The organism is Streptomyces sp. NPDC048516, assembly GCF_043199875.1.
Lineage (GTDB): Bacteria > Actinomycetota > Actinomycetes > Streptomycetales > Streptomycetaceae > Streptomyces.
On sequence record NZ_JBICWS010000009.1, the window covers coordinates 246546 to 264663 of the forward strand.

At 70.0% G+C, this 18118-nt stretch carries 13 protein-coding genes and 1 pseudogene; 5 read left to right on the forward strand and 9 right to left on the reverse strand.

From position 1 onward, the window contains the following. Positions 1 to 32 precede the first annotated feature (32 nt). Positions 33 to 2213, reverse strand: coding sequence for a SpoIIE family protein phosphatase (locus ACGFR7_RS20160; RefSeq protein WP_393320778.1), 2181 nt, complete (start codon positions 2211 to 2213; stop codon positions 33 to 35). Positions 2214 to 2574: 361 nt separating this feature from the next. On the opposite strand from ACGFR7_RS20160, the gene ACGFR7_RS20165 reads away from it, so the two are divergent. Then, positions 2575 to 3351, forward strand: a complete 777-nt coding sequence (locus ACGFR7_RS20165; protein ID WP_393320781.1) for a GNAT family N-acetyltransferase — start codon at positions 2575 to 2577, stop codon at positions 3349 to 3351. 142 nt (positions 3352 to 3493) lie between these two features. Beyond that, positions 3494 to 5458 carry an amino acid transporter gene (locus ACGFR7_RS20170; RefSeq protein WP_393320784.1) on the forward strand — a complete coding sequence of 655 codons (1965 nt, stop codon included), beginning with the start codon at positions 3494 to 3496 and terminating at the stop codon, positions 5456 to 5458. A 44-nt stretch (positions 5459 to 5502) separates the two neighbouring features. On the opposite strand, the gene ACGFR7_RS20175 is transcribed toward ACGFR7_RS20170, so the two are convergent. The 5 genes from ACGFR7_RS20175 to ACGFR7_RS20195 all read right to left on the reverse strand — a co-directional run bounded on the left by ACGFR7_RS20175 (position 5503) and on the right by ACGFR7_RS20195 (position 11078). Then, entirely contained in the window at positions 5503 to 6378 is an 876-nt protein-coding gene (locus tag ACGFR7_RS20175; RefSeq protein WP_393320787.1) for a geranyl diphosphate 2-C-methyltransferase, read from the reverse strand. Positions 6379 to 6415: 37 nt separating this feature from the next. Continuing rightward, positions 6416 to 7471, reverse strand: coding sequence for a family 2 encapsulin nanocompartment cargo protein terpene cyclase (locus ACGFR7_RS20180; RefSeq protein WP_393320790.1), 1056 nt, complete (start codon positions 7469 to 7471; stop codon positions 6416 to 6418). 18 nt (positions 7472 to 7489) lie between these two features. After that, the gene (locus tag ACGFR7_RS20185; RefSeq protein ID WP_393320793.1) at positions 7490 to 8932 is read right to left on the reverse strand and encodes a family 2B encapsulin nanocompartment shell protein; all 1443 of its coding nucleotides are present in this window, start codon (positions 8930 to 8932) and stop codon (positions 7490 to 7492) included. A 284-nt stretch (positions 8933 to 9216) separates the two neighbouring features. Then, on the reverse strand, positions 9217 to 10107 hold the full coding sequence (locus ACGFR7_RS20190) for a hypothetical protein (RefSeq protein ID WP_393320796.1): 891 nt from the start codon (positions 10105 to 10107) through the stop codon (positions 9217 to 9219). A 119-nt stretch (positions 10108 to 10226) separates the two neighbouring features. Then, on the reverse strand, positions 10227 to 11078 hold the full coding sequence (locus ACGFR7_RS20195) for a LysR family transcriptional regulator (protein ID WP_393321023.1): 852 nt from the start codon (positions 11076 to 11078) through the stop codon (positions 10227 to 10229). A 169-nt stretch (positions 11079 to 11247) separates the two neighbouring features. Here ACGFR7_RS20195 and ACGFR7_RS20200 point away from each other — a divergent pair. After that, a pseudogene (locus tag ACGFR7_RS20200) lies at positions 11248 to 12039 on the forward strand (DMT family transporter); the annotation flags it as partial. A 318-nt stretch (positions 12040 to 12357) separates the two neighbouring features. On the opposite strand, the gene ACGFR7_RS20205 reads toward ACGFR7_RS20200, so the two are convergent. The 3 genes from ACGFR7_RS20205 to ACGFR7_RS20215 all read right to left on the reverse strand — a co-directional run bounded on the left by ACGFR7_RS20205 (position 12358) and on the right by ACGFR7_RS20215 (position 16076). Next, positions 12358 to 14652: a hypothetical protein gene (locus ACGFR7_RS20205; protein WP_393320799.1), complete on the reverse strand. Its 2295-nt coding sequence runs from the start codon at positions 14650 to 14652 to the stop codon at positions 12358 to 12360. 119 nt (positions 14653 to 14771) lie between these two features. After that, positions 14772 to 15551 carry a hypothetical protein gene (locus ACGFR7_RS20210; RefSeq protein WP_393320802.1) on the reverse strand — a complete coding sequence of 260 codons (780 nt, stop codon included), beginning with the start codon at positions 15549 to 15551 and terminating at the stop codon, positions 14772 to 14774. A gap of 186 nt (positions 15552 to 15737) precedes the next feature. Next, complete coding sequence (locus ACGFR7_RS20215) at positions 15738 to 16076, reverse strand: hypothetical protein (RefSeq protein WP_393320805.1); 339 nt, start codon at positions 16074 to 16076, stop codon at positions 15738 to 15740. Between the two features lie 194 nt (positions 16077 to 16270). Here ACGFR7_RS20215 and ACGFR7_RS20220 point away from each other — a divergent pair, with 194 nt between their 5' ends. Both ACGFR7_RS20220 and ACGFR7_RS20225 read left to right on the forward strand, forming a co-directional pair. After that, positions 16271 to 17200, forward strand: a complete 930-nt coding sequence (locus tag ACGFR7_RS20220) for an ABC transporter ATP-binding protein (RefSeq protein WP_393320808.1) — start codon at positions 16271 to 16273, stop codon at positions 17198 to 17200. Next, positions 17200 to 17940, forward strand: coding sequence for an ABC transporter permease (locus ACGFR7_RS20225; RefSeq protein ID WP_393320810.1), 741 nt, complete (start codon positions 17200 to 17202; stop codon positions 17938 to 17940). Before ACGFR7_RS20220 ends, ACGFR7_RS20225 begins: the two co-directional genes overlap by 1 nt. Positions 17941 to 18118 lie beyond the last annotated feature (178 nt).

Consider the following 18118-nt stretch of genomic DNA (forward strand, 5'->3'; position numbering starts at 1 on the left):
CCGCGCCGGCCGGCCGGCGCAAAGGCTCGGCGTCAGGTGGCGGTGAGCACCAAAGCGGCCTGGTCATCGGGGGTGGAACGGCCCGCGAAGGCGGTCACGGCGGCATGGACGGCCTCGATGAGACCGGCGGCGCCGGACGTCGTGGCGGGAAGGGCGATAAGGGCATCGGCCAGACGCTGTTCGTCGAAGAACTCGCCGGTGGTGGAGCGGGCCTCGGTGATGCCGTCGGTGACCAGCACCAGGCTGTCGCCCGGCGCGAGGTCGAGCCGGCAGGGAGCGCCATGGAATTCCGGGCTGATCCCCAGCAGCAGGCCCGACTGGACCAGGTGCTCGACCGTGCCGTCGGTGCGTCGCACGAGCGGCGGCACATGACCGGCCCGGATCAGCTCCAGTGCGAGGTGCGACGGGGCGTGCCGCAGTTCGCCGTAGACGAGGGAGACGAAGTGGTCCGCGTCGAGCGGGCTCCCGGTCAGCGCGTCGTTGATGGCGGCGACCACGTCCGCCGGATCGTGCAGCAGACGCGCGGCGGCCCGTGCGGTGTGACGGACCATGCCGGTAATGGTGGCGGCCAGTGCGCCGCGCCCGCACACATCGCCGATCATGAACGCCCAGCGGTCGTCGGGGAGCGGGAAGACGTCGTAGAAATCGCCGCCGACCTCGATCCCCTCCTCGGCGGGATGGTAGGACGCCGCCAGATCGGTGCCCGGAACGCGGGGGAGCTCCGGGGGCAGCAGCCCGGCCTGCAGATCGCGGGCCAGCTGGACGCGGTCGCTGAACTGGTGGGCGTTGTCGGCACTGGAAGCGGCCCGGCGCGCCAGCTCCTTGGCAAGGGATATGACATGGCCGTCCAGGGGCCGGCCGGTGGCCAGCAGGGTCAGTACGCCGAAGGTGCGGCCGCGGACGCTCAGCGGGACACAGAGGTAACCGGTGACGCCGGGCAGTACGGGGCGGCTGCCGGGGACGTCGGCGTGGTCCGTCTCCGTGGTGCCCGAGGCCAGCACCCGGACCACCGCCCGCTCGACCTGCTCGCGCAGGGCGGGGGAGGCGAAGAGGTCTTCCTCGGCAGGGGTGGCGGCGGCCACGGCGATCTGCCGGGGCCGGCCGTGCTCGCGCACATGAACGCTGCACAGCGGCGCCAAGGTCGGCACGACCAGCCGGGCCAAGCACTGCAGGCAGTCGGAGAAGTGCGGCTCGCGGGTGATGGCCGTGCTGGCCTCCAGGACGAAGGCCAGGTCCTCCCGGGCCTCCTTCTCCCGTTCCTGGGCCGCACGGCTCGCCTCCACGGCCTGGTGGCGTTCGATGGCGAGCGCGGCGATACGGGCGAACGCGGCGCTGAGGGCCAGGTCCTTCTCCTCGGGGGCCTTGGGGGCCCGGTGGTACATGGCGAAGGTGCCCAGCAGCCGGTCGTCCGTGCCGATGATCGGGGTGGACCAGCACGCCGCGACCCCGGCCCGCGCCGCCACCTCGCGATAGCCCTCCCACCGGTGATCGGTGGTGATATCGGTGACGATCACCGGCACCCGCAGGTGCGCGGCCGTGCCGCACGAGCCCACGTTCGCGCCGATGGCGATCCCGTCGATCGCCTCGTTGTAGAAGGCCGGCAGGCCCGGACCCGTGCCGTGCCGCAGATGCCGGCCGTCGGAATCGGCCAGCAGCACCGAGGCGATCAATTCCGGCGACAACTCCTCGATCGCCCGGGCCATGCCGGTCAGGATGTCGCCCAGCGGAGCGTCGCGCGCGATCTGCTCCAGCAGGATGCGCTGTTCGGCCGCGAGGAGCTGTGCGTGGTGGTGCACGGTGGTCTCCACCGCGATCGCCACCACCCCGTCGACCTCGCCCGTCGCGTCCCGGCGCGGCTCGTAGGTGACGTCGAAGAATCCCTCCCGCTCCTTGCCCGGCGCACCGAGCATCAGCCGCGCGCCGCGGGCGCGGAGTGCGGTGCCCGTGCGGTAGACCACATCGAGCCGGTCGAGGACGCCCTGCGGCGCCAGCTCAGGAATCAGCTCGCCGATCGGCAGGCCGGTATGCGTACGGTCGCCGCCGAACGCCTCGAAGAACGCCGGATTCGCCGCCTCCAGCAGGTGAGAGGGGCCGCCCAGCGCAACGAAGATCACCGGAGCCTGATCGAACAGGTCCTCGTACTCCTCGGTCCGCCAGGACGGGAACCGGGGAGGAGTGGTGACCGCGCCGAGGCGATCCGGCTGTAGGGACATGACAGGCCGCCTCTCTCGCACGCATCGACCGCGGCGCCCGTCCACCTCCACTCTGGCACACCGCTCCGCGGATTCCAGGCCGCGGCCGGGAGGAGTCACCGAGCGGATCCGCTCGGCGACACGCTGAACCCTCCGCCCCCTCCTCCGCTGCCGCGTGCCCGGGGCCCGATGGGCCGTTCGGCGTACGCTTCCCCCTCCCCGGAAGCGATCGCACCCGGCATGCACCTTTCCTCCCCTATGGTCCTGGTGGCCGGTACCGCCTCCGCCGGCGCCCCGACCGCCCGGCAGCGCACCGGGTGCGGCACCCACGTCTTGGGCGCACGGCCGCCCCGGCGCAGGCCGCGACCACCCGAGGAACCCCGTGATCGAACTCGCCCCGGACCAACTCCCCGTGCTCACCGGCTGGTTCACCGCCGGCTCCCCCGGAGCGGCCGCGCTGCCCGAACACGTACGGGCCTCCGGCACCGGCCGCTGGTGGGCCGACCGGGTCACCGCGCCGCGCGCCCTGGCCGTGGCCTGCGCGGACCACGTCCTGCTCCGCGGCGACCCGGGCGCCCTGGCCCCCGACGACCTCGCCGTCTTCGGCGCGCACTATGTGCAGGCGCCCGCCCGCTTCCTGCCCGCTCTGGGCAGCGCCTTCGACCTGGTCGTGCCGTGGGAACGGATGCTGTATCTGCACCAGGTGCCCGTACCGGCGCCGCGCGTTCCGGACGGGGTGACGGTGCGTCGGCTGGCCCCCGCGGACGCTTTGGCGCTGGCCGCCCTCACCCCGGACGCGGCATGGCTCCATGCCAGCTGGGGCGGCCCGGCCCCGCTTGCCGCCTCCGGGCTCGGCTGGGCCGCCTTCCGGAAGGGGGACGCCCTCGCCGTTGCCTGTACGTACTTCCACGGCACCCGGTACGAGGACATCGCCTGTTTCACCGCTCCGCAACACCGTCGTCAGCGCCTGGCCCTGGCCTGTGTGACCGCCCTGTGCCGGGACGTCGCCACCCGCGGCCACATCCCGAGCTGGACCTGCTCCCGCGACCACCGTCCCAGCCGGCTCCTCGCCTGGACCTCGGGATTCCGCCTGGCACGCGAATACCTGCACCACCTCACCGGAAAACCGGTCCGCCGGGGAGCCGGACTTCCCGCCTGAGCGCCCGCCTGCCGCCCCCGGCCCCCGGGGACACGAACGCGCCACACCGCCGAACACCACGGCGACGACATCCCGCCTGCATACGCTGACCTGGCCGTCCCGTCGATGGCCGGCCCCGTTCGCGGTACGACAGGAGCACACGATGGCCGCCTCCGCCGGTTCTCCTCCCCGGGCCGCAGTACGGCATCGCCTGCGCGCATGGATGCTGGAGGGCCTGGCCGACATGGCCAAGCACCACCCCGGGCCGCACGCGGGTGCCCAGAGCGCCCACCGTGGACAGCGGTGGTGGCGGGTGATGTGCCTGACCGGAGTCGACTACTTCTCGACCCTCGGCTATCAGCCGGGCATCGCCGCCCTGGCCGCGGGCGTGCTGTCGCCGGTCGCCACCCTCGTCCTGGTCCTGGTGACGCTGGCCGGGGCGCTGCCGGTGTACCGGCGGGTGGCCCGGGAGAGTCCGCACGGCCAGGGCTCGATCGCGATGCTGGAGCGGCTGCTGTCTTTCTGGCAGGGCAAGCTGTTCGTGCTGACCCTGCTGGGGTTCGCGGCCACCGACTTCCTGATCACCATTACCCTGTCGGCGGCCGACGCCGCCACCCACCTGGTGGAGAACCCGCACCTCACCAGCGCCCTGCACAACGGCCAGCTGGTCATCACGCTGATCCTGGTCGCGCTGCTGGGCGCGGTGTTCCTCAAGGGCTTCCTGGAGGCCATCGGGGTGGCGATCGTCCTCGTGGGCCTCTACCTGGGGCTCAATGTGGTCGTGGTCGTCGCCGGAGTGTGGCATGTGGCCACCGCGGCGCATGTCGTCACCGACTGGTCCCATGCCCTGACCACCGAGCACGGCAGCGTCCTGGCGATGGCCGGCGTGGCGCTGCTGGTCTTCCCGAAGCTGGCGCTGGGCCTGTCCGGGTTCGAGACCGGGGTGGCCGTCATGCCCCATATCGAGGGCCACCCCGACGACACCGAGGAGCGCCCCGCAGGGCGCATCCGGGGCGCGAAGAAGCTGCTCACCACCGCCGCCGTGATCATGAGCGTCTTCCTCATCATCACCAGCTTCATCACGACGTTGCTCATCCCCGCGGACGCATTCCGGCCCGGCGGCCCGGCCAACGGGCGTGCCCTGGCCTACCTGGCCCACGAGTACCTGGGCTCCGCCTTCGGCACGGTCTACGACGTCTCCACCATCGCCATCCTCTGGTTCGCCGGTGCCTCGGCGATGGCCGGCCTGCTGAACCTCATGCCGCAGTACCTGCCGCGCTACGGCATGGCGCCCCACTGGGCGCGCGCGGTCCGCCCGATGGTGCTGGTCTTCACCCTGGTCGCCTTCCTGGTGACCTGGCTCTTCGACGCCGATGTGGACGCCCAGGGCGGCGCCTACGCCACCGGTGTCCTGGTCCTGATCAGCTCCGCCGCGATCGCGGTGACCATCACCGCACGGCGCGCCCGCGAGCGGGGCTGGACGATCGGCTTCGCCGTCATCTCGCTGGTCTTCCTCTACACGACCATCGCGAACGTCATCGAGCGCCCCGACGGGGTGAAGATCGGTGCCTGCTTCATCGCCGGGATCATCCTGCTGTCGTTCCTCTCCCGCCTCGCCCGCGCCTTCGAGCTGCGGGTCACCAGCGTCGTGCTCGACGAGAAGGCCGAACGGTTCATCCGCGACGCCGCCCACCGCAAGATCCGCTTCATCGCCAACGAGCCCGACCAGCGCGACCTGTCCGAATACCGTGACAAGCTCCAGCAGATCCGCACCGACAACGACCTGCCGGTCGACGACGACTTCATCTTCGTCGAGGTCACCGTCGGCGACCCGTCCGAGTTCGAGAGCGAACTACGGGTACGCGGCGAGGTCATGCACGGCCGCTTCCGAGTGCTCGCCCTCGAAAGCTCCACCATCTCCAACGCGCTGGCCGCGCTGCTGCTGCACGTACGCGACGCCACCGGAGCCCGGCCGCACATCTACTTCGAGTGGACCGAGGGCAACCCCTTCGCCCAGTTCCTCCGCTTCTTCCTCTTCGGCCAGGGGGAAGTCGCCCCCGTCACCCGTGAAGTCCTGCGCGAGGCCGAACCCGACCGCGACCGGCGCCCCCGCGTCCACGTCGGCTGAACGGGTCCGGCCGTGGCGTGCGCAGGGGCGGCGGGCGCGGTGACTCAGACGCGGTCGGCGGCGATCAGCAGGTACTGGAAGCTGCCGTTGCGGTAGGCGTTCAGGAAGGTCTCCTCGATGCCCGTGACCAAGTGGTCGGCCTTCCGGCGCAGTTCCCAGTACGGCAGCGCGGCCTCGGTCAGGTCCTGGACGTGCACGGGGACGAGCCTGTTGCGGGCCATGGCGCTGAAGTACGCTGAACGGGGGTGGATGTCACAGATGTAGTGGGCGTTGATGAGGGATACCTCGCGCGAGGCGCGCCCATAGGCATCGTTGTAGCAGCCGGTGATCGTGACATACCGTCCCCCGCGCCGCAGCAGCCGTGCGTGCTCCGCGAACAGCAGGTCCAGCTCGACGTACATCGTCGACTCATTGTTCCAGGACGCCGCGTACGCACCGGAGGTGAAGCCGGTGTCGAGCATGTTGCGGTGGTGGTAGCGCACCTTGTCGTCGATACCGCGCTTGCGGGCCTGCGCGTTGGCGAAGTCGGCCTGCTTGGCGGAGATCGTGGCCCCGTCCGCGTGGCAGCCGTGGCGCAGATGCGCCACCACGCTGCCGCCCCCGCGTCCGCACCCGGCGTCGAAGACGCGGTCGGTGGGGGAGAGGTCGCCGAGGCGGGAGGCGAGGAGTTCGGCCTGCGCGTGCTCCAGCCGGTGCAGTTCGCCGGTGACCCGTTCGCGGCGGAGGTCCTGGTCCGGCTCGTCCAGCACCGACCAGTCGGCTTCCCCGATGCCGTAGTGGTGGTGGTACAGGTCGTCGATCTTACCGAGTTCGAGGTTGACCGGGTTTTCCTCGGCGTTCCAGTAGTCCGCGACGCGGGACTGGTACGTGGACTGGGTCGGCACCGGTGTACGGGCGGTGTCGGCATGAGCGATGGTCAACGGTGACTCCTTGCGAGGTTGCGCGGGATCGGTCGGTCTACCAGTAGTTGGGCAGCTGATAGCGGTCGGTGTTGGTGGCGTGCCACTCGTGGTTGCCGGACACCCAGGCGGCCAGGCCCCGGACGTACCTCTCGACGAGGGGCGAGAGGGCGGCCAGCGGGGCCGACTCCGTCTCGAACGCCTCCATGATCTGGTTGTGGATCTCGACGCTCTTCAGGTAAGCGGCCTTCAGACCGCGTTTGTCGTGGGCGGCCACCACCTGCGGCAGGTTCAGGTGGGTCGGGTCACTCGCCAGCTCCTTGGTGAAGGAGTACAGGTCGTTGACGATGGTCGTGGCGTTGCAGGCCAGAGCCGTGACCCGCTGGACCTCGGGACGGGCGTAGAGCGCTTCGGGCAGTTCGTAGCCGTCCACGGCGTCGACGAGGGACAGGCAGGGGCGGAAGTTGTTGAACTGGCGCATCACCAGGTACTCCCAGACCTGCGGTACGTGCCGGGTCTCCGCCCAGGAGGCCTCGGCCAGATAGCCGAGGTGCAGCCGGGCGGCGTCATGGACGAAGCGGTCCGTCTGGCTGGGGGTGGCGAGGGCCGCGTAGTCCTTCAGGGCCCAGTGGTACGAGCGCAGGGGCCCGTCGGCCTGGACGCCTTGGCGCCACTCCTCCTCCAGTCCGGGAGTGCCGTGGAAGGGATCGAGGGCCGACTGGGCGATGATCAGCCGGCCGCCCAGGCCGCGGCGTGCGGCTCCGCGGCCTTCGTCCTCCTCGCAGTAGCAGCTGTCGACGAGGTTCTCCGCCAGCAGCAGCTCACCCGCGACGGTGAGGCGTTCGAGATCCGCCGCACCGGGATGCTGCAGGACGACGGCGCGGCCGACCTGGAACTGTGCGAAGTCCCCGGTCCACTGGGCGGGAAAGAGATCCAGCCGGCGGGCCCAGGCCTCCAGCCTGCGGTCGATCTCCGCGGCCTTCTCCGGGTCGGCGGGGGCGGCGGGCCGGTACCTCAGCCCGGGGACGGCCCCGCCGCGTCGGACCCGCACGGTGCGGGCGAGGTTCGGTGGGCCGGGCAACGAGAACCCGGCGGTGTCGGGAGGCGTGCTCATGGTGCGTACTCCACCTGGTCAGTCGGTGCTCCGGCCGATCTGGACGTTCTCCAGGACTCCGGCCGCGTCGGGCACGAGGATGGCCATCGAGTAGTAGGCGGTGACCAGGTATTTGATGATCGCGGCGTCGTCGACGCCCATGAAGCGGACGTTCAGACCGGGCTGGAACTCCTCGGGGATACCGGTCTGGTGCAGGCCGACAACCCCTTGGTCCGCCTCGCCGGTACGCAGCGCAATGATGCTGCTGGTGTTCGCGTCGCTGATCGGGATCTTGCCGCAGGGGAAGATCGGGACGCCGCGCCAGGCGGGGACCTCATGCCCGTCGACGTTCGCCGTGCCCGGCACCAGACCGTGCTTGTTGCATTGCCGGAAGAAGGCGGCGATCGCCTTCGGGTGGGCCAGGAACAGCCGCGTCTTGCGGCGCATGGACAACAGCTCGTCCATGTCGTCGGGGGTGGGCGGGCCGGTGTAGGTGCTGATGCGCTGGCCGTAGTCGGCGTTGTGCAGCAGCCCGAACTCCCGGTTGTTGACCATCTCCCATTCCTGGCGCTCGCGGATCTCCTCGACGGTGAGCCGGAGTTGCTGCTGGGTCTGGTCCATGGGCTCGTTGTAGAGATCGGCGACCCGGCTGTGCACCCGGAGCACCGTCTGGGTCAGGGAGAGTTCGTACTCGCGCGGGGCGAGGTCGTAGTCGACGAAGCCACCGGACAGCGTCGGCTCGCCGACGTGCCCCGCCGCTACCGGCACCTCCGCCTCGCCCCTGCGGTTCGCGGGGCGCTGCTGGCGTTCCGCGAACGCCGCCAGGTGTGCGGCCAGCGACGGCACCCGGTCGGTGAACTCCCGGATCACGTCCCACGGCAGCACCATCAGCACGCCGGCCGTCTCGGCCCGCACCGAGCTCAACCACAGCGGGTCGGGCCGCCCGATCGCCTCGTCCCCCATCTGGTCGCCGTCCGTGACGACGCCGATGACCTCCTCCTCGCCGTACTTGCCGGCCGTGTAGCGGGCGAACCGGCCGTGGACGACGAGGTACGCCTCGGTGGCGGGCTGTCCTGCCTCGAAGAGCACCTGGCCGGCCCGGACTTCACGGACACGGAAGCGGCCCGCGAGCTCGTGGAGTACCTCGGCATCGTCGTAACCGCGCAGGGCGGGCAGCTCCGTGAGCGTCTGGGGGATCACCCTGATGTCGTCCGCGCCGTTCTGCTCGAACTGGACACGCCCCCGGCCGATACGGAGTTGCAGACGCCGGTTGACCCGGTAGGTGCCGCCCTTGACGTCCACCCACGGCAGCATCTTCAGGAGCCACCGTGAGGTGATGGCCTGCATCTGGGGCTCGGACTTGGTGGTGGTCGCCAGTTGGCGCGCGGCCCGGGTACTGAGGCTGGTGAGCGCGCTGTCTGCGGGTGGTTCGAGTGCGGGCTCTTCGGCAGCGGAACCGGTGACACTGTCCGGTACGGACACATTCCCTCCCGGGACGTGAACAGAAGTGACCAAAGCGGCCGGTGGTGAACAAAGTGGCCGTGCGTCACCAAGCCAAACAGACCGGAGATCATCTCGGTACAGCGTGAAAGGGGGCGGCCTCGCATTCAGAAGCCACAAATCCCGGAACGATGCGAACCGCGCCCTCCCGCGCCTCCGCACGCCCTCCGACCGCTGCATGATCCAGGAATACACGGGCCCGGGACCGGTTACCCGTATCGCTCATCCGCAGAATCTTGAGCGGTGATCCGAGCGGAACGGCGTATCTAAGGGCGCGGATCGGAACGGCGTACCTGAGGTCGCGCAAGGACGCAATCGCCGCAGAGGGCTCCCGAGGTGTCCGGAGCGGCCCGGTAGATCAAGCAGCAGCTCCGCCGCCGGAAGCGCCCGTTGCCTGTGTCCAGGGTGTGGGTGTCCCGGAGCTGTGGCCGGCTCAGGAACAGTTGGGCCGTCGTGCGTGCGGGGCGCGCCAGGGCCGGTGCCGCGGACACCATGCCCGCGGCCGCGCCGTTCACGGCCGATGCCACATTGCCCCACAGGATGCGCGGGGAGACGGAGAAGGACGCTACGGCGTCGACCAGTTCGCGGATCGGCCCGTCGAGCAATTTCTCTACGGCGTCGGCGTTGGCGTCGGCGTCGGCGTATGTATGGGTGTGGACGTCGGCGGCGGTACGGGAACGCGAACGGGGACGGGCCCCGTTATCGGAGCCGGACGCGGAGCCGGACGCGGAGGGGGCGCCGGAGTTACCGGTGGCGACGGACATCGCCGTCTCTCGTGGCAGCGACAGTGCGAACGCGCCGCCGAGGCCGGAGTGCCACCTCAGATCGTCCAGGGTGGGCGGTCGTGACGGCAGGCGCAGGCCGTGCAGAGCGGCCAGGCCGAGCATCGGCGAGATGACCCGCGCTACCAGACCCAGATGTGCCACGGACGCGGCCACCCGCAGTTCGACGGCCTCGGCCGGTCTGCCGCTGCGGGCGGCCAGCGAGGCACGCACCGCGTTGACACGCTCCCGCAGGACACCGCTCTCCTCCCGTGTCACCTCGCTCAACGTGCGCCAGGGGTGAGTGAGTTCCGACGCCGCGGGATGCGTCTCGAAGGCGAAGAACGGCCCGAGGGCCGCGACCTGTTCCTGCCGGCCGGCAGTGGGGTCCGTCATGGCTACCTGTCTGGTTCAGAGGAGGTGGGGGAGGGCCCAGGGGGGAGAGAGACGGTTGCGCAGCGCGTGGCGCCGGCGGGACGGCGCGCCACGGCGCTGCCGGGGCAGCTCACCGCCCTTCACTTGCCCTGCTGGTAGAGGTCGGTCAGCAGCGCGACGGCAGCGTGGGTCGCCGGATGCGGGTCTTGGCGGCGCCAGATGAGGTGGACCGCGACGGTCGTGGCATCGCGCAGCCGCCGGAAGACGATGCCGTCGCGCCGGTACTGGTTGACGGTGCTCTCGGGGGTGATGCCGACGCTGCGGCCGGCGGCGATCAGCGCGAGCCAGTCATCGATGTCCTGGGTGTACTCCACGACGGGACGCGCTGACGCGGGCCACAGGTCGGCCGTGGTGGTGCCGGTGCGCCGGTCGATGAGGAGCGTGCGTTCGCGGATGTCGGCCAGGGCGATGGAGCGTCGGGCGACCCAGGGGTCGTCATCGGCCATGGCGCAGTAGCGGCGTTCCCGGCCGACGACGGCGCTGGCGAAGCGCGCGTCATCGAAGGCGGTACGGACCACGGCCAGGTCGCACAGGCCTTCCGCAAGGCCGCCGGTGGGGGAATTGGTGCGGACCAGATGCAGCTCGACATCGGGGTAGCGGGCGGCCCAACGACGCTGGTACTCGGCGGTGTGCCGGCCCATGGCCGACCATGCATGGCCGATGCGCAGCCGGGTGTGGCCGGTGGTGGCTTCGCGGATGAGGTTGTCGGCCTCGGCGAGCACCTTGCGGGCGCGCGCCAGCACCTGGACACCGGCGGTGGTGGGGATGACGGTCTTGCTGGTGCGGTGCAACAGCCGTACCCCCAGGGCGTCTTCGAGAGAACTGAGGGTGCGGGACACCGCCGCCTGGGAGATGCCGAGATCGATGGCGGCATCGGTGAAGCCACCGGCGTCGATGATCGCCACCAGACAGCGCAGATGTCGCAGTTCCATTGTCCAGATCCATAACCACAGCGCATTGATGAGTACGTGCATGCATTTTACGTATGGATGTGTCCGGCCGGATGCTCGGTGCATGGGAAAGAGCACTCAAGGCCAGGGGCACCCCGAGGCCGCTCATGGGGGACTGACGGCGCACCCGGGCCGTGCGGCAGGGGTGGCGATGATGTTCGGCAGCGGGCTGTCCAACCAGCTCGGTGCCGCGACCGGAGCGCTGGCGTTCGCGGCGATCGGACCGGCGGGCGTGGTCGCCGTACGGCAGTGGGTGGCCGGACTCGTCCTGCTGGCGGTGGGGCGGCCGCGGCTGCGCGCGTTCACCTGGCGGCAGTGGTGGCCGGTGCTGTGCCTGGCGGCGGTGTTCGCCACGATGAACCTGTCCCTCTACACGGCGATCGACCGCATCGGTCTGGGCCTCGCGGTGACCCTGGAATTCCTCGGGCCGCTGGCCGTGGCACTGGCCACTTCCCGCCGCCTGGCGGACCTGCTGTGCGCCCTCGTCGCCGGGGCCGCGGTCGTCCTGCTGGCCCGCCCTCAGCCGGCCACCGACTACGCGGGCATCGCGCTGGGCCTGCTCGCTGCCGTGTGCTGGGCGTCCTACATCCTGCTCAACCGGGTCGTCGGCGCCCGGCTGCCGGGCGTCGAAGGCTCGGCCGCGGCCGCGGCTGTCTCCGCCCTGCTGTACCTACCCGTCGGAATCGCCGTGCTCGCCGCCCACCACCCCAGCGCGAGCGCCGTGGGGTACGCGGCCGTCGCGGGCGTCCTCTCCTCGGCCGTCCCGTTCCTCGCCGACCTGCTCGCGCTGCGCCGGGTCCCCGCCGGCTTCTTCGGGGTCTTCATGAGCGTCAACCCCGTCCTTGCGGCACTGGTCGGCCTCGTCGTCCTGGGCCAGACCCTGCAAGGAATCGACTGGCTGGCCATCGGGGCCATCGTGGCGGCCAACACCGTCAGCATCCTGGCCGCGGGCGCCCGCACCACGGCAGCCCCGTCTGCCGGCCGCGGTACGGGCTCCCCGGCCGCGGCTCTCGACCCCACGATGGCGGTTGCCCCCGCGCCGGCGAGTGCCCTCTCCACGGAGACCGTTCCCTCCGCAGAGACCGTCCGCTCCGCTGAGACCGTCTCCTCCGCTGCGCACGACCGGCAGACCGGATCCCTCCCGTGCCGTGAGGCCTGTGCCCGGTAGTTGAGGCCCAGGTCAGCGTCCTGAGCCTGGTCATCCGCCGCACCTTGTCCTGAATGGACGGGCTTGCCCCCCGTCAGCCCCCGTCAGCCCCCGTCAGCCCTCGTCGTCGTCCTCTGCGTCCCCGTCAGCGGACGCAGCCTCCCCGTGGACGTTGCGCCGTAGATTCTCCAGGTCGGTCTGTAGCTCGAGCAGCGACTGACGCAGTTCACCGAACTCGGCGAGCGCGATGACTGGTGGCCAGCTACCGGCCGTGCCGTCAATCGCCGTCAGACCGTCCAGGGCGATCCTGGCATTCGACAGGCTGCCCCGCAGGGTGCGCCGGTACTCGGCGGCCCGCCGGCCGCTCGGGGCGCTGTCGCCGGGGTCGCTGGAAGAGGAGCCCCACGGCTTCGGTACCGGCAAGGTGCCTTCGCCGTCCGGGAACTCCCCGCCCGCATGGCCCCCCAAGCCCTCCTCGGCAGCCGGGACGGGGGCCGGGGCCGGGGCGGGCGACTGGCGGGCCAGGTGCTCCTCGTAGGCCAAGCCCGCGCGCTTCTCGTCGGCGGCCCACACAACGTCCCATTCGTACAACGGCACAGGGACGCCGTTCTCATCCCGGGCGACCTTGTCCGGCTGTCCCAGGTCCACCTTGGTGTGGACGTAGGCCGGACCGTCGTCGTCCTTCCGGTCCCGGCGGACGAACTGCCGCACGGACTGCACGTTTTCCGGCAGCGCGCCGGCCCGGAACCGGTTGGCGGTGAGTGCCAGGGTCCACAGGCCCAGCTCGTTGTCCTGGGCGGAGAGATCTTCGATGACCAGGTGGACATCGGACCGGAAGGGTACGCCGCCCTTCTCCTTGGGTGCCATCAGGGACGAGCCGACGTTCCGGGTGAGGAGTTTGTCGGCGATCAGCGCGATGCCCCCGGCCACCGCCAGCGTGCAGCGGGCACCGGCGTCACCCGCCAAGGCCGGTTCGACCAGGCTGGTGAAGTCGTCAGTGAAAACCGGTTCCCACTCCTTGAGCACTTCTCGGGTGAGGACACCGCCGTTGCTCCATGCGTTGCGGGCCTGTTTGGAAACGGCCTTCTTGGCGCTGCGCCACGGCAGATCGATGATCGGGCCCAGAAGCTCGGCGAAGCCCTTGGCGCTCATCCGTGAGCCGCCCTTGATGGTCTTGGCCTGCTCCTTGAGCCGTTCGTACAGCTCAGGCCTGGTCAGGGCGTGGATCAGCTGGATGCCGCGCCACAGCGCGGTGCCCGGGAGGCGGTCGTCGCCGTACTCCCGGGGCAGATCCTCCGGTACGGTCCGGCCCACGGCCAAGCCGTAGACGACCTGGAGGCTTTCCTTGGTCACCGGCACGTCACCGAGCTGGATGATGCGCTTGAGGGCCCGGGTGGCCACCTCCACGTTCTGGGCTGCGGAGTCCCACGCCTTGAACTCGACGTGCACGCTGGCCAGGATCGAGCGCATGGCGTCGTCGAAGACGTCTTCAGGCGCCAGCAAGTGGCCCGGGTGTCCCTCGGCACCGACCGCTACCTGGGCGGGGACCGCATAGGTCTGCGCGATGTGGACTCCGCGGTCGCCCGGCTCCGCCCCGGCCATGGCGATGTGGAACTCGTCGGCGAGGGTCCTCCGCCAGTTCTCCCGGGTCGTCGCCAGCCGTTCGGCGAGCGGACGGCCGTCGGCAGCGGGAGCGCCCGAGGCCTTCCCGAACAGCGACTCCACCATGAGATCGGCGGCGTCCCTGGCCTCGGCGTCCGGACCGGCGAGTACGCTCCAAGCGCTGGCCAAACGCGTGATGCCGTCCCGCACGGCAAGGGCGTGGAAGGGCTCCGTGCCGTCCTCGAAGGTGAACTCCACCGGGTGTGTGATCAGGGGCCGGGTCACCTTCCGGCCCAGGATGGAGACCGCGTAGCTGTTGAGAGCCAGGGTGCTGTGCACGGTCTGCCGGACGTGATCCTTCAGATGCCGGAGGTCTTTGTACCGGTAGCGCACCACGGCGCACGGCTCGCCGCCTTCGGTGGTGCCCACCACCTGCGGGTCGGGGATGTCCATCACCTCCATCCCCGTGCGGGGCTGGATGCCGGGCAGCAGTTCGCTCAGCCAGACACGGGTGTTGAACGTCCGGAGAGTGGCGCCTTCGACGTTCTCCTCCAGCAAGAGGCCGCCGGGCTCCTGCGCGGTGGGCTGCAGCATGACCGCTACGCCTTCGGGGCTGGTCGACGCCCGCGCCACGGCCTGCCAGGCACCGGCAGGAAGCGAGGCGAGAGGGTTGGCAACACCGGCGATAGCGGCCTTGGCCCGGGCGGACTCATCGGGCTGTGAGGGCAGAGCGCGTTCAACATGGGAGACCGCGACATTCTCGCCCTTCCAGGCGAGCGTCACGGAGTGGGAAACGGGACGGGACATGCGTCCTCCGGGCATGAGCTGTGGATTGTGTGGAAGAATTGGGTTGCGGTCCTGGCCCGGATTTCCGGAGCACCAGGTCCGACCCGGGCCCCGGCTTCACCGCAGGGGCCCGGATCTCTTCAGAGAGGCCGTCCGAGATTCATCAGCGCACCGGCCGCGGGAAAGAAGCGTGGGTACCAGTCCCACATGAATGCCCGACGGGGATGCCGGACCAGGGACTGGTAGGCAGCGTGCGCGACGAAATCGGCCGCCTGCAGCAGCGGGAGCCGGCCGGCCGGGACGAGCAAGGGGTCCCCAAGGACATGCCGTCGGTCGGTGGGCAGCCGACGATGAGCGGCCCGCAGCGCCCGCTCCGTGCCGTTGCCGTCCACGATGAACTGGCACGAACTGCCGGCTTCCGCATGCCGGTTGTTGACCATCTCCACCAGGTCCGCGTACAGATCCTCGCGGTTCGCGCCACGACGGTAAACAGACCCGACAGCGAGCCTGGGTACCTGGCTCAGCACCTGCAGACCCTGGAGCACGACGCTCGCGGCCTCGCTCTTCTGCAGCGCGGTGGGGGCGGTTCCGTCCTTTGGATGTAGCAGCCGTCCCCGCCCGGCGGCCAGGTCAACGGCATGAAGTGGATAGCCGGGCGTGTAGCTGAAATGCGGGCTGACCTGCAGCCTTTCCAAGAAGGTGGCCCACGCGGCGTCAGCCGCCCGCCATCCTCCGACCCACGGGACTCGAATAAATCCGAACAATGAAATATCGGAGTTTCCCGAATCATCCAGAAAGTAGATGCTGTCCGGCAAGGCCAGGCGGGTCGGCGGGGGTAAGCCGGTGGAGGCGTTCTCCTGGAGGGGCGGGGTGAGGATCCGGACGGGGCGGGACGTGAGGCACTGTTCATCGTGGGCCATGGATGGAACTCCGTTGCGCCAGAGGCTCTTAGGTGGAGAGGAGCCCCTGGTGAAACGTCGGGACCAGTGCATCGCCAGTGAACTGCGTTGCACCCTTTGACAGTAGAGCTTCTTGGCTCATCGATGCGACAAGTATGCCTAGAGGGAAAGGTTTTGGCGGGCTTCGATCGAAAACTGTCAGACCCCTTATGTTAAATGACGCCTTGCTTCAGGGAATCGTTCAAAGAGGCTGGGCAGTACAGGGGTTCCCATCTTTTCCATCATCGCAATCGAGGATGCGATGGCCACGGCTTCGCCGAGCGGGCTGCTCTTCTGGATAACGAAGATGTCCTCGGTCTCGGACGTCGGGAGCCGTCGCGGCAGGGTCATCAGCCCGAGCGCATCCAGGGCCTGAGTGATCTGTTCGCAGAGTTCGGCGCTGAGTCGTACCCGGTCCGGCGCCGCGTAGCGCTTGATGAATCGCATCGAGAGGCGCTTGATGCCGTGATCCACCTCTACGGCGTGGGCCACAATAGTGAAATCCATAACTAAGTAGTTAACTGAGTTATGCCCTCACGGTCAACAGGGCTACCACAGGCCGGAGTTGCCTCGCTCAACAAGGCCGGGCACGGTGACGGCCCACCCGTTCCGGCCCTCTGGCTTCACCGGGACAAATGTCCCGGAAAAGGCGGGGCCGGTGCCTCTGCCGCCGGAGAGTGCCGGAAACCTAGCGTGCAGGTATGCCACAGACGATCACAGATCACGCGGCGGAGTTCTCCGGCGTATCGAAGAGTTTCCTTGAAGTGAAGGCGGTCGACAGGCTGGAGCTGTCGATCGGCCGGGGCAGTATCACCGCGCTGCTCGGCCCCAACGGGTCGGGGAAGTCCACATTGATCGACATGCTTCTGGGCCTGCAGCGTCCGGACCGCGGGCGGGTCGAGGTGTTCGGCGGGACGCCCGATGCGGCCGTACGGGCCGGGCGGGTCGGGGCGATGCGGCAGGCCGGGGCCTTCCCCGCCAGTGCCAAGGTCCGCGAGGTTCTGGAGCTGGCACGACGGCTCTATCCGCAGCCCGCGTTACTGAGCGAGCTGACCGAAGTGGCCGACATCGGGTGCCTGCTGAGCCGCCGCGTGGACAGGCTGTCGGGTGGTCAGCTGCAGCGGGTGCGCTTCGCCTTCGCGGCCGCGGGCGCGCCAGACCTGCTCGTGCTCGACGAGCCGACGGCCGCCATGGACGTCGAGTCCCGGGCCCGGTTCTGGGAAGGCATCAGCAGCTGTGCCGAGCGCGGCCGTAGCGTGCTGTTCTCCACCCACTACCTGGAGGAGGCCGACGCCGCGGCCGACCGGATCGTCGTGATGAACCGAGGCAGGATCCTGACCGAAGGCACCGGCGAGGAGATCAAGCGGACGGTGGGCAGACGCACCGTCAGCTTCCGCACGGACGGTCCGCCGCCGGCCGGACTGGAGTCACTGCCCGGTGTCCGCGGCGTGGAGCGGCAGCACGACAGGGTCCGGCTGCACACCACCGACTCCGACGCCACCATCCACGCCGTGCTGTCCGGCGACTTCGCGGCCCGGGAACTCGAACTGTCCGGGAGCAGCCTCGAAGAGGCCTTCCGCGCGCTCACCACCGGGACCGCTCACCAGGCCGTAACGGAGGTGAAGCGCTGATGCTGACGCGCCATTACCTCCTCTTCGAGCTCCGGCGGTTGCGCCGCGATCCGAAGTTCGTGGTCCTCACCGTGGCCATGCCTGCGCTGCTGTACCTGATGTTCTCCACGATCGGCGGGGGGCGCCGGGGCGCTCCGGGGGCCGGGTACGCCCCGGACGCCGTGGTCATGGCCGGGATGGCCTGCCACGGAGTGCTGATGGTGACCATCACCAACGGCGTCAACGTCGCACTCGACCGGAACATCGGCTGGGTCGCGCAGTTGCGTACCACGCCGCTGAGCGCGGCGCAGTCAGTCATCGGCAAGGGGGTCAGCGGCCTGCTGCTCTCTCTGCTCTCACTGCTCGCCGTCTTCCTGATCGGCGGGCCGCTACACGGCATCCAACTGAGCGCTACCCAGTGGCTGGAGATCGGTGCGATCACCTGGCTGGGCAGCCTGCCGTTCGCCCTGCTGGGCATGGCCCTGGGCTTCCTCGTCTCGCCCACCACCAGCGGTCCCGCCGTCATGGGCTGCGTCATCGGCATGTCCGCGCTGGGCGGGCTGTGGGTACCGGCGCGGCTGTTCCCCGACTCCCTCCGACACGTGTCCACGGCGCTGCCCACCAACCACTGGGTCCATCTCAGCCAGGCTCTTCTGGAGGGCGGGGCATCCCCCCTGTCGGACCTTGCCGTGCTGGGGGGCTGGACGGCGGGCTTCGCGCTGTTGGCCGGCTTCGCCTTGCGTCGGGAGGTGACCCGTTGAGTCACGGCAGGGACGGAGCGAGAGGCCGGAGCGTGAGTGCTGTTCCGCCGCCACTGTGGGCAGTCCGGTCACGACGAGAGGCCGGAGCACGGGCACCGCTCCGCCGCCCGCTGCCCACCGTCGGCGGCAGCCCGGCCCTGGCAGCCGGAGAATAGGATGAGAGGGGTGCTGGACGACG